At 74.5% G+C, this 11,081-nt stretch carries 12 protein-coding genes; 7 read left to right on the forward strand and 5 right to left on the reverse strand.

Annotated features, from left to right (window positions below):
- Positions 1-176 precede the first annotated feature (176 nt).
- The 4 genes from ABD308_RS39525 (at position 177) to ABD308_RS00685 (ending at position 2,892) form a co-directional block, all read left to right on the forward strand.
- Positions 177-368, forward strand: a complete 192-nt coding sequence (locus tag ABD308_RS39525) for a DUF6191 domain-containing protein (protein WP_425554662.1) — start codon at positions 177-179, stop codon at positions 366-368.
- Positions 369-609: 241 nt separating this feature from the next.
- Positions 610-1,026 carry a thioredoxin family protein gene (locus ABD308_RS00675; protein WP_344322811.1) on the forward strand — a complete coding sequence of 139 codons (417 nt, stop codon included), beginning with the start codon at positions 610-612 and terminating at the stop codon, positions 1,024-1,026.
- 96 nt (positions 1,027-1,122) lie between these two features.
- Complete coding sequence (locus ABD308_RS00680; RefSeq protein ID WP_344322821.1) at positions 1,123-1,848, forward strand: GDSL-type esterase/lipase family protein; 726 nt, start codon at positions 1,123-1,125, stop codon at positions 1,846-1,848.
- 87 nt (positions 1,849-1,935) lie between these two features.
- Positions 1,936-2,892 (forward strand): aldo/keto reductase, encoded by a 957-nt coding sequence (locus ABD308_RS00685; protein ID WP_344322833.1) that lies wholly within the window; start codon positions 1,936-1,938, stop codon positions 2,890-2,892.
- A 28-nt stretch (positions 2,893-2,920) separates the two neighbouring features.
- On the opposite strand, the gene ABD308_RS00690 is transcribed toward ABD308_RS00685, so the two are convergent.
- From ABD308_RS00690 to ABD308_RS00700, 3 genes are all read right to left on the reverse strand, one after another.
- Entirely contained in the window at positions 2,921-3,547 is a 627-nt protein-coding gene (locus ABD308_RS00690) for a GNAT family N-acetyltransferase (protein WP_344322844.1), read from the reverse strand.
- A 74-nt stretch (positions 3,548-3,621) separates the two neighbouring features.
- Positions 3,622-4,311, reverse strand: coding sequence for a nitroreductase family protein (locus ABD308_RS00695; protein ID WP_344322855.1), 690 nt, complete (start codon positions 4,309-4,311; stop codon positions 3,622-3,624).
- A gap of 90 nt (positions 4,312-4,401) precedes the next feature.
- Positions 4,402-6,039 (reverse strand): ABC-F family ATP-binding cassette domain-containing protein, encoded by a 1,638-nt coding sequence (locus tag ABD308_RS00700; RefSeq protein ID WP_344322866.1) that lies wholly within the window; start codon positions 6,037-6,039, stop codon positions 4,402-4,404.
- A gap of 524 nt (positions 6,040-6,563) precedes the next feature.
- Between ABD308_RS00700 and ABD308_RS00705 the strand changes: the two genes are divergently transcribed.
- A complete protein-coding gene (locus ABD308_RS00705; protein ID WP_344322878.1) occupies positions 6,564-8,171 on the forward strand; it encodes an ABC-F family ATP-binding cassette domain-containing protein in 1,608 nt (535 codons plus the stop codon).
- 12 nt (positions 8,172-8,183) lie between these two features.
- On the opposite strand, the gene ABD308_RS00710 is transcribed toward ABD308_RS00705, so the two are convergent.
- Positions 8,184-9,668 (reverse strand): S41 family peptidase, encoded by a 1,485-nt coding sequence (locus ABD308_RS00710; protein WP_344322890.1) that lies wholly within the window; start codon positions 9,666-9,668, stop codon positions 8,184-8,186.
- Between the two features lie 299 nt (positions 9,669-9,967).
- Here ABD308_RS00710 and ABD308_RS00715 point away from each other — a divergent pair, with 299 nt between their 5' ends.
- Together ABD308_RS00715 and ABD308_RS00720 are read left to right on the forward strand one after the other, a co-directional pair.
- A complete protein-coding gene (locus ABD308_RS00715) occupies positions 9,968-10,180 on the forward strand; it encodes a hypothetical protein (protein ID WP_344322900.1) in 213 nt (70 codons plus the stop codon).
- Between the two features lie 31 nt (positions 10,181-10,211).
- Positions 10,212-10,583 carry a toxin Doc gene (locus ABD308_RS00720; protein WP_344323180.1) on the forward strand — a complete coding sequence of 124 codons (372 nt, stop codon included), beginning with the start codon at positions 10,212-10,214 and terminating at the stop codon, positions 10,581-10,583.
- An 18-nt stretch (positions 10,584-10,601) separates the two neighbouring features.
- Here the strand turns inward: ABD308_RS00720 and ABD308_RS00725 are convergent.
- Positions 10,602-11,081, reverse strand: a 480-nt coding sequence (locus ABD308_RS00725) for a LuxR C-terminal-related transcriptional regulator (protein ID WP_344322911.1), incomplete at its 5' end; no start/stop codon positions are given.

Genomic DNA, 11,081 nt, shown 5'->3' on the forward strand with positions numbered 1-11,081 from the left:
TCCGGCCTCCCGCGCGGGTGGCGGGAACGATCGTGTGCGGCGTGCTCGTTGGTTCGGGCATGGTGGTGACGGTGGCCGTGGTCGCGGCCGTGCTGGTGACCGCGTTGTTCATGGCGGCGGCGCTGCGGAGCGGACGCCGGCGGTCGCGTGCCGGTGAGGTGGCCGGCGGTCTCGGGATGACGGCGGTCGAGGAACTGCACGCGCTGTTCAACGCCAACAAGCGCGTCCAGATCGAGCAGCGGCAGGCCCAGCTCGTCCTGCGGGACGACGAGCGGGCCGGCGCTCCGCCCGGCGCGGGGGTCGACCTGGACGCGGGGACCGCGATGGTGAGGCGGAGGCCCGGCGGGTCCCGGGAGGGCGCGGGCTGAGACCGGCCCGGGCGGTTCCATCGTCCCGGAAACGGCAACGATTGTTGTCGGGGCGCGTTTCGGGCGCGCAGTGTTGCGGCAACAGGCCGTTCCGCGGCCGCCGTTGTCCGGCGGTCACGGCACGGCACTCCTCGCCGTTCGCACAGACAGGAAGCCCGCGCATGTCCGCAGATGTTCCCCGCCTGGTCGAGAGTGTCACCGAGCAGACCTTCACCGAGCCGTCGTTCAGTCCGAGCGTCCCGTGCTGGTCCAGTTCTGGGCGACCTGGTGCCACCCGTGCCGGATGGTGAGCCCCGTCGTGGAGGAGCTGGCCGCCGAGCGGTCCGGTGAGTTGGACGTCGTCAAGGTCGACCTGGACGAGGAGTTCGGGCTGGCGGTCCAGCACCGGGGTCCTCCGTTCCCGCCTTCGTCGTCTACGTCGGGGGCCGGCCGGTGGGCGCGTGGTCCGGCGCCGCGCCCCGGAGTGTCCTGGAGGGGAAGCTCGACGCCATCCTGCGGGCCGGCGGCCCGGGGCGTTGAGCACCGGGACCCAACGGGCGGCGCGGCGGGCCTCGGGGCTGTAGCCGGGACGGGGCCGCCGCCCGCCGCGCGCGGGGGGAGGAGGCGCGGGGCGGGCGGCGGTGGAGGGGTGGTCCGGTGGGGGAGTGCGCGGTACTGAGTATCAACCTGGACTAGACCACCAGTGCACGTCAAGGACCGTCGGTACAGCTAAGGCACGTCGCGGCAAGGCTTACGCGGACCTTAAGGTTCCGCCATGAGCGGCGACATGGACGACATGGACGACATGGACGGCAAGGGCGACGCGGACGGCGGCGGCGACGGCGGCGGGGACCTGCGGATCGCCTTCCTCGGCGACTCGTTCACCCAGGGGATCGGGGACCCGGAGTACCGCGGCTGGGTGGGCCGGGTGATGGCGGACGGCCGGCCGGGCCTCGCGGCGGGCCCGGCCGGCGTGACGGCGTTCAACCTGGGCGTGCGGCGGAACACCTCGGCGGACGTCCTGGCCCGCTGCTGGGACGAGACGGCGGCCCGGGCGCTGCCGGGGGCGGACAACCGGCTGGTGCTCTCGGTGGGCAGCAACGACGCGGTGGAGGAGGGTGGACGGCCGAGGGTCGCGCCGGACGCGTGCCTGGCCAACGTGGCAGCGCTGCTGGACGGGGCGCGCGAACGCGGCCTCGCGCCCCTGGTGGTGGGCCCGCCGCCGGTGGTCGGCGCGGGTGCGCCGCACCTGGAGCGGCTGCTGGCGTTGGCCGACGGGATCGCCGGGCTCTGCGCGGGGCGCGGGGTGCCGTTCATCGACGTGACCCGGGAGTTGGCGGCGGACCCGGACTGGACGGCGGAGGCCCTGGCCGGGGACGGCGCGCACCCGGGGGCGGGCGGGTACCGGCGGCTCGCGGACCTGGTGCTGCGGGGAGGGTTCCGGGACTGGCTGACGGTTCGTCAGTTCCGTGCGGGAGCGGCCCCGCGGGAGCGGGCTTGACCTAGAGCGCACTCTAAGGGAGAGGCTGTTCACCGTTGATCCGACCGCGGCCGGCCCCCCGGGGCCGGCGCCAGTGAGGAGTACGTCATGCGCAACGCCACGCTCGGCAGCGAGGGTCCCGAGGTCGGGGTCGTCGGCCTCGGCTGCATGGGGATGACCTGGGCCTACGACGTCCACAACCGCGACGACGAGAACTCGGTGCGGGTGATCCGGCAGGCGCTCGACCTCGGCGTCACGCTGATCGACACCTCCGACATCTACGGCCCCTACACCAACGAGGAGGTGGTCGGCGCCGCGCTGGCCGGACCGCACCGGGAGCGCGCGGTGCTCGCCACCAAGGTCGGCCTGGTGCCGGGCAACGCCGAGGAGCGGGTGCTGCGCAACGGCCGTCCCGAGCACATCCGGCGGTCCGTCGACGACAGCCTGCGCCGGCTCGGCACCGACCACGTCGACCTGTACCAGCTGCACCGGATCGACCCCGAGGTGCCGCTGGAGGAGTCCTGGGGCGCGCTCGCCGAGGTGGTCGCGGCCGGAAAGGCGCGCCGGATCGGGCTCTCCGAGGTGACCGTCGAGGAGATCGAGCGCGCCCAGGCCGTCCACCCGGTGGCCTCGGTGCAGAACGAACTGTCGCTCTGGACCCGGGACTCGCTCGCCGAGGTGCTGCCGTACACCGAGCGGCAGGGGATCGCGTTCCTGCCGTTCTCCCCGCTCGGCCGCGGCTTCCTGACCGGAGGCATCACGTCCTTCGACGAGCTGCCCGCCGACGACTTCCGCCGCGGGCTGCCGCGCTTCCAGCAAGAGGCGCTGAAGGCCAACCTGGCGCTGGTGGAGCGGGTGCGGGCGATCGCGGAGCGGATCGGCGCGACGCCCGCGCAGGTGGCGCTCGCCTGGGTGCTGGCGCAGGGGCGGTACGTGCTGCCGATCCCGGGGACCAAGACGCCGAAGTACCTGGAGCAGAACGCGGCGGCGGCCGACGTGGTGCTCTCGCCGGCTGACCTCGCCGAGCTGGACGCGCTGCCGGCGGCGTCCGGCGAGCGGTACTGACCCCTCCGGGGCGGTCGCCCGCCGGGCGTCACCAGACGGTGCACGGGCCGGGCGGGCGGCGCTCCTGGATCCAGACCTGCTTGCGCCCGGTCTCGCCCGGCGCCCGGACCGGTGCGTCGACCACCCGGTCGAGCCGGAAGCCGAGCCGGCGGGCCACCGCGCCGCTGGCGGTGTTGGCCGGGTCGCAGTGGATCTCGACCCGGTGGATCCCGGGCAGGGCGAGCGCCGCCTCGGTGACCGACCGGGCGGCGGCGGTGGCGATGCCGCGGCGGCCGTGCTCGGCGCTCACCCAGTAGCCGATCTCCAGGGCGCCCGGGCCGATCCTGCCGTGCAGGCCGAACGAGCCGATCACCCGGCCCGGTTCGGCGTCCAGGCCGAGCAGGTAGATGAAGTCGGTGCCGGCGTCCCAGGCGGCGACGCCGGCCGCGGTGAGCTCGGCGGTCCGGTCCGGGGTGGGCGCCTCGGCGGCCCACTCCAGCCAGGGGCGCAGATGGTCCAGGTTGGCCCGGACGGCGGCGTTGAGCGCGGGCGCCTGGGCCGGGGCGCGCCGCCGCAGGGTGATCCCCCCGGCCGGCCGCAGCAGTTCGGGCGGTCGGCCGGGGGTGGGCGCACCGGGGGCCGCCGGCGCGGACGGCGGCGGCATGACGTGATTCATGACAGCGATTATGTCGGCGTCCTGTACCTGTCACCACCGACCGCCGCCGCGTGCCGGGACCGCGAGGGGGCGCGTCAGAGGCGGACCAGTACCTCGTCGAGATCCTTGCGCCGTAGGTCCGGCACGCGCGCCCCCTCGGCGGGGTAGCCCACCGGGATGACGTAGGCCGCCCGCTCCTCCTGCGGGCGTTCGCACACCTCGTTGAGGAACTTCATCGGGCTCGGCGTGTGGGTGAGGGTGGCCAGACCGGCCTGGTGCAGCGAGGCGAGCAGCAGCCCGACCGCGATCCCCACCGACTCCTTGGTGTAGTACGGACGCGGCGACTGAGGGCCCTTGTGCACCTCGAAGACGACGATCACGGCCGGCGCGTCCTCCAGGAACGGCTTCTGCCAGTCGGTGCCGATCGGCGCCAGCGCGGCCAGCCACTCCTCGGAGGCCCGGTGCGCGTAGAACTCGCGCTCCTCGGCCTCGGCGGTCTCCCGCAGCCGGCGCTTGCGCTCCGGGTCGGTGATCACCACGAACCGCCACGGCTGCACGTGCGCGCCGCTCGGCGCGGTGTTGGCGGTGCGGATCGCCCACTCGACCACGCCGTCCGGGATCGGGCGGGTCGAGTAGTCGCGGACCGTCCGGCGCTGGTCCATCACGTCGTGGAAAGCCTTGCTGCGGGCCTCGGCCTCGTGGGCGGGCACGGTCATGGGGGTGAGCGGGACGGTCGGGTAGGACACGCCTGCCACCGCGCTGTCGAGCGCTGTGCTGTCAACCATGGGCGACAGCACAGCACATGACGGCGGGCCGGGGAAGAGGTCTGAACCTCCTCTCCGGCCCGCGGCCCGGTCCCCGGCCGCCGCCGGCGCCTACAGCTCGCCGACCCGGCCGCCGCCGACCTCGATCCGCCGGTTCACCGCGACCGTGTCCAGCATCCGCCGGTCGTGGGTGACCAGCAGCAGCGTGCCGGTGTACGAGGCCAGCGCCGACTCCAGCTGCTCGATCGCGGGCAGGTCCAGGTGGTTGGTGGGCTCGTCCAGCACCAGCAGGTTCACCCCGCGCGCCTGGAGCAGCGCCAGCGCCGCCCGGGTCCGCTCGCCGGGGGAGAGGGTGTCCGCCGGGCGCAGCACGTGCACCGCCTTCAGGCCGAACTTGGCCAGCAGGGTGCGCACCTCCTCCGGCGCGAGCTCCGGGACGGCGGCGGCGAACGCCTCCAGCAGCGGCTCCCCGCCGAGGAACAGTCCGCGCGCCTGGTCCACCTCGCCGACCACCACGCCGGAGCCCAGCACGGCGCTGCCGGAGTCGAGGCCGAGCCGGCCCAGCAGGGCGGCCAGCAGGGTGGACTTGCCCGCGCCGTTGGCGCCGGTGATCGCCACCCGGTCCGCCCAGTCGATCTGCAGGTCCACCGGACCGAGCGTGAAGCCGCCGCGCCGGGCGGTGGCCCCGCGCAGGGTGGCGACCACCGAGCCGGAGCGCGGCGCGGCGGCGATCTCCATCCGCAGCTCCCACTCCTTGCGCGGCTCCTCGACCACCTCCAGCCGCTCGATCATCCGCTGCGTCTGGCGGGCCTTGGCGGCCTGCTTCTCGGTGGACTCGGTGCGCATCGCGCGGCCGATCTTGTCGTTGTCGCTCGACTTGCGGCGCGCGTTGCGGACGCCGTTCTCCATCCAGCCGCGCTGCATCCGGGCCCGGGCCTCCAGGCCGGACTTGGTGTCGGCGTACTCCTCGTACTCCTCGCGGGCGTGCCGGCGGGCGGTGGCGCGCTCCTCCAGGTAGGCCTCGTAGCCGCCGCCGAAGAGGTTGACCTGCCCCTGGTGCAGGTCCAGCTCCAGCACCTTGGTGACGGTGCGGGCCAGGAACTCGCGGTCGTGACTGATCACGACGGTGCCCGCGCGCAGGCCCTTGACGAAGGCCTCCAGCCGCTCCAGGCCGTCCAGGTCGAGGTCGTTGGTGGGCTCGTCGAGCAGGAAGACGTCGTAGCGGGAGAGCAGCAGCGAGGCGAGGCCGGCCCGGGCCGCCTGGCCGCCGGACAGGGCGGTCATCGGCAGGTCCAGGGAGACCTTGAGGCCGAGCGAGCCGGCGACCTCCTCGGCCCGCTCCTCCAGGTCGGCGCCGCCGAGGTCCAGCCAGCGGTCCAGGTTCGTCGCGTAGGCGTCGTCGGCGCCGGGCACGCCGTCCACCAGGCCCTGGGTGGCCTCGTCCAGCGCGGCCTGCGCGGCGGCCACCCCGGTGCGGCGGGCCAGGAAGTCGCGGACCGACTCGTCCGGGCGGCGCTCCGGTTCCTGCGGGAGGTGGCCGACGTTGGCGGTGGCCGGGCTGAGCCGCAGCGAACCGCCCTCCGGGGTGTCCAGGCCGGCCAGCAGCCGCAGCAGGGTGGACTTGCCGGCTCCGTTGACGCCGACCAGGCCGATCACGTCGCCGGGGGCGACGACCAGGTCCAGGCCGGAGAAGAGGGTGCGGTCGCCGTGGCCGGCGGCGAGGTCCTTGACGACGAGTGTGGCGCTCATGATGCCCCCGATTCTAGGCGGGCCCGGGCGGGACCGCGGCGGGCCCGCCCGGACCGGGCGGGGAGGCGCTCGGCATGTGACCGGGGTCATGTGTCCCGGGTCGGGTTGCTCCGGCCCGGGTTGGCCGGGTGGGGCTGGCCGGGTCGGGGCCGGGCCGTCATCGGGTCGGCACTGATCGGCACCGGAAAAACCGGTTGCACGTCACCGGGGGCCTCCGTAGCGTGATCCCTGCCACCGCCTGAACAGGAGAACGCCGTTGAACTACTGAGGTCCTGAGACACCGCCCCCGCCGCTCCGCAGCCATGTCGCCGGTTCTGTCACCGGCCATGTCGTTGGCTTCGCCACCGACCATGTCACTGCCCGCGGTCCGTGAGTGTGCGCGTGCCCGACCTCAGTGGTGAGCCGGTCCGGCGTTCCCCGTCGCTCGGACGACTCCGGCCCTCCCCTCCCCGGTCCCCGCCCGCACCCGCGGTGTCTCCCCGTGTTGCTCCACGACCACGTACGGCGACCTCCGGGAGGCTTCCATGGCTCAACCCACCACCTCACTCCTCTGCACCGGCCTCTCCTTCGAGTGGCCGGACGGCAGGCCCGTCCTCGACGGCTTCCACCTCGCCGTCGGCCCCGGCCGCACCGGGCTGATCGGCCTCAACGGTGCGGGCAAGTCCACCCTGCTGCGCCTGCTGGCGGGCGAACTCACCCCCACCTCGGGCGCCGTCAAGGCGGCCGGCGAGATCGGCTACCTGCCGCAGGGCCTCACCCTGGACACCGGCCTGCGGGTCGACGAGGCGCTCGGCGTCCGGGCCGCCCGCGAGGCCCTGCACGCCATCGAGTCCGGCTCCACCGACCAGCGGCACTTCGACGCGGTCGGCGACGACTGGGACGTCGAGGAGCGCGCCCGCGCCCTGCTCGACCGGCTCGGCCTGCACCGGCTCGGCCTCGACCGCACCACCGGCGAACTCTCCGGCGGCGAGGCCGTCCTGCTGCGGCTGGCCACCCTGCTGCTGCGCCGCCCCGACGTCCTGCTGCTCGACGAGCCGACCAACAACCTCGACCGCGCCGCCCGCGAGCGGCTCTACGAGACGGTGGCGGGCTGGGGCGGCGTGATGGTGATCGTCAGCCACGACCGCGAACTGCTCCAGCACGTCGACCAGATCGCCGAACTGAGGGACGGACAGGTCACCTGGTACGGCGGCAACTTCACCGAGTACGAACGCACCGTCGCCGCCCAGCAGGAGACCGCCGAGCGGCTGCTGCGCAACGCCGAGTCCGACGTCCAGCGCCAGAAACGGGACCTGGCCGAGGCCCGGATGCGGCTGGATCGCAGCGCCAGCTACGGCCGGAAGCGTTCGGTCACCCGCAACGACCCGCACATCGTCGCCGGCAAGCTCAAACGCCAGGGCCAGGAGACGGCGGGCCGGCTCCAGGGCATGCACACCGAGCGCCTGGAGGAGGCCAAGCGCAAGCTGACCGCCGCCGAGGAGGCCGTCCGGGACGACGCCGAGATCCGGATCGACCTGCCCCGCACCGCCGTGCCGGCCGGGCGCACCGTCCTCAGCCTGGACAAGGTCCGGCTGCCGCACGGCATCACCGCCGACCTCGAACTGCGCGGACCCGAGCGGATCGCCCTGGTCGGCCGCAACGGGGCGGGCAAGTCGACCCTGCTGCGCACCATCGCCGGCGAACTCGCCCCGCTGCGGGGCGAGGTGGTCGTCCCGGTGCCGCTGCGCCACCTCCCGCAGCGGCTCGACCTGCTCGACGACAAGCTGACCGTCGTGGGCAACGTCAAGCTGTTCGCCCCGGGCGCGGGGGACAACGCGGTCCGGGCGCGGTTGGCCCGGTTCCTGTTCCGCGGCGGACGGGCCGACCAGCCGGCCGGCACGCTCTCCGGCGGCGAGCGGTTCCGGGCCACCCTGGCCGCGCTGCTGCTGGCCGACCCGCCGCCGCAGCTGCTGCTGCTCGACGAGCCGACCAACAACCTCGACCTGGCCAGCGTCCGCCAGCTCACCCAGGCGCTCGCCGCCTACCAGGGCGCGCTGATCGTCGCCAGCCACGACGTGCCGTTCCTGCGGGGCCTGGGCGTCACCCGCTGGCTGGAGCTGGACGGCGAGCTGAGGGCGGTGGACCCGATGTGACGCTGTGACGGCTCAGCGGTGGCCGGCCCCGGCGGCGAGCAGTCGCCGGGCCTCGGTCAGGGCGGAGTCCTTCAGCCCGGCCAGCTCCTCCTTCGTGAAGACCGGGGTCCGGACGTCCGGCGGGATGCCCGGTCCGTCGAAGGTGGTGCCGTCGCGGGTGAGGAACTTCTCGTTGGGCAGGACGGCCAGGAGTTCGTCGGAGACCGGCTTGAACATGATGTCGGAGAAGACGCCCTGGGTGTTCTCGCCGACGCGGACCGCCGCCGGCCGCCGCTCCGCCATCGCCTGGGTGAAGGTCTCGCCCGCGCTGACGGTCGAGCCGGCGGTGAGCAGGGCGACCGGTCCGGTGTAGCGGGTCGCCCCGGCGGCGGGGCGGACGGTCACCGGCTGGGGACGGGTGAAGGCGGTCGGGTCGGCCGGGTCGTTGCGGGCCACCTTGCGGTAGGCGAGGAAGGAGCGGTCGGTGAGCCGGGAGGCGATCCGCAGCCCCAGCTCGTCCGAGCCGCCGCCGTTCAGCCGCAGATCGATCACCAGGCCGTTCAGCCGCTCGGGGTGGGCCAGCAGGAGGTCCAGGGCCCTGTCCAGCTCGTCCGCGTGCTCCTGGTACGGGCCGTCCTCGACGTACCCCTCGAAGGCGCTCACCCGCAGGTAGCCGATGCCGCCCGGGAGTTCGCCGACGCCCAGCCCGCCTTGCCCGAAGGTCCGCTCGGGGGCGAGGAGCTGGGCGGCGACGGCCTTCCCCGCCTGCTCGCGGAGCTGGTCGGTGGGTTCCTCGGTGCCGGGGCGCAGCCCGATGAAGACGGCGTCCCACCCGCCGTCGGGCCCCTTGCGCCCCAGTGCCGTGTGAGCGTCGCCGAGCGGCCTGAGGAGGTCGGTGATGATCGCCTGAAGCGTGTCGGTGTCGGTCCGCGGGGTGATCCCCGCCCGGGCCCGCGCGCCCTTGGCGGCCCAGTCGACGCCCTTGGCGGCGAAGAAGGGGTAGTTCTCCTCGAAGGTCGCCCAGAACCGGTCGAAGGCCGCGAGCGCGTCCTGCGGGGCGGGTTGCCCGCACTGGGCCGGCAGCCCGCCGGGCAGCCGGGTGAGGTTCTTGGTCGCGGTGGCGCCGTCCTCCTTGGACACCGCCCGGTCGCGGCCCCGGGGTGTGATGGACAGGTCGGCGTACCCCTTGCCGGGACGGCCGTAGCGGACGGTGCCGCCGTGCCCGGCACCGCCGACCTGCACACCGGTCAGGAACCCCGGCACGCAGCTGATCCGGGTCACGTCGTAGGTCTGGAGAGCGGACCCGTGGATCTCGATGATCGTGCCGTAGCCGTCGGCCTGCCAGACGCCCTCCAGGCGGTTGACGCGCGGCCGGGTCGCCGCGCCGCTCCCGTCCGGCGCCCCGCCGACCCCGCCCGCCCCGCCGACCGCGCCCGCCGTGCCGACCGCGCCCGCCGTGCCGACCGCGCCCGCCGTGACCGCGAGCGCGACCGCCGCGATCCCCGCCGCCCTGGCCACCGGCCTCCGGTGTCCGCTACCCGTGCCGCCCGTACCGCCCGTGCCACCTGTGCCGCCCATGCCGCTCCCCGCCGTTTCCAGCCCCGGGCCTCCCCCGCGGAACCCCTCCGCCGCCCACGGGTCGACGGTACGGACCGGCCGCCTCCCGGCACCTCGACCCGGAGAGCGGTTCGCATCGCGACCTCCGATGTACGCCGGAGCGCACCGGGCTCCGACCGGCGGCGTACGTGCCCCCCGGAGTCCCCTCGGGGTCGTCGGCTCAGTGTCCAACTCCCGTGTGCTCCAGTACCATCGGCGCCATGCCAGCACTCAACATCGAGTACACGGAGCACGAACTCGCCGCCATCCGCGAGGCGGCCGCCGCCGACGGGAAGAGCGTCAAGGCGTATGTGCACGACCTGAGTGTGCGGGAGCAGCAGCGCCGGGTTTTCGTCTCCCACGCGGTGGCGTTCTGGAACGCGCACCGCGAGGAGTTCGACCGGGAGTTCCCGGAGGACGCGCCGGCCGCCTGAGCGGGGCGTGAGCGATGAGGATGCCGCGATGATGCTGCTGCGGGTCGATCTGCGCTGGCTGCTCGACGTCCAGGAGCTGGCCTCCCCGGAGGACCTCAGCGTGCGGGACTACTCCGCGCTGCAGGCGGCCGTCGCCCGGCACCGGGTGAACACCGCGCAGCTCGGCCACGACGCCGATCCGGCCTGGTGCGCCGCCACCCTGATGCACACGATCGTGCTGCTGCGGCCGCTTCCGGTGCGCAACAACCTGTACGCCTGCATGACGACGGCGGCCTACATGCACGCCTCCGGGGAGGGCATCGACCCGCCGTACGGGGCGTTGGTGGAGCTGGCCCGGGACGTCGCCGACGGGCGGGCGGACGTGTTCGCGGCGGCCGACAGGATCCGGTCCTGGCGGATCTGAGCGCCCGCCCCCGCACGCTCAGCCCGGCAGCACGAACCCCGACTCGTACGCGGCGATCACCGCCTGGGTGCGGTCCCGCGCGCCCAGCTTGGCCAGCACGCCGCCCACATGGGTCTTGACCGTCTCCTGGCTGAGCACGAGCCTGGCGGCGATCTCCCCGTTGCTGAGCCCGGTGGCCATCAGCCGCAGCACCTGCCCCTCCCGCTCGGTGAGCCGTCCGATCGGGCCGCGCTCCGGCGCCGGGCGCGGAGCCCGGGCGGTCGGCGCCGCGTACCGCAGGGCGAGTTCGCGCACGGCCGCCGGGAACAGCAGCGAGTCCCCGCGCGCGATCAGCCGCACCGCCTGCACCATCTCCTCGGCCCGCGCCCGCTTCAGCAGGAACCCGGCCGCCCCGGCCCGCAGCGCGTCGTACACGTGGTCGTCGTGCTCGAAGGTGGTCACCACCAGGATCCGCGGCGGTTCGGCCATCCCCGCGACCAGCTGCTCGGTGGCCCGGAT

The organism is Kitasatospora putterlickiae (genome assembly GCF_039527695.1).
GTDB classification, from domain to species: Bacteria; Actinomycetota; Actinomycetes; order Streptomycetales; family Streptomycetaceae; genus Kitasatospora; species Kitasatospora putterlickiae.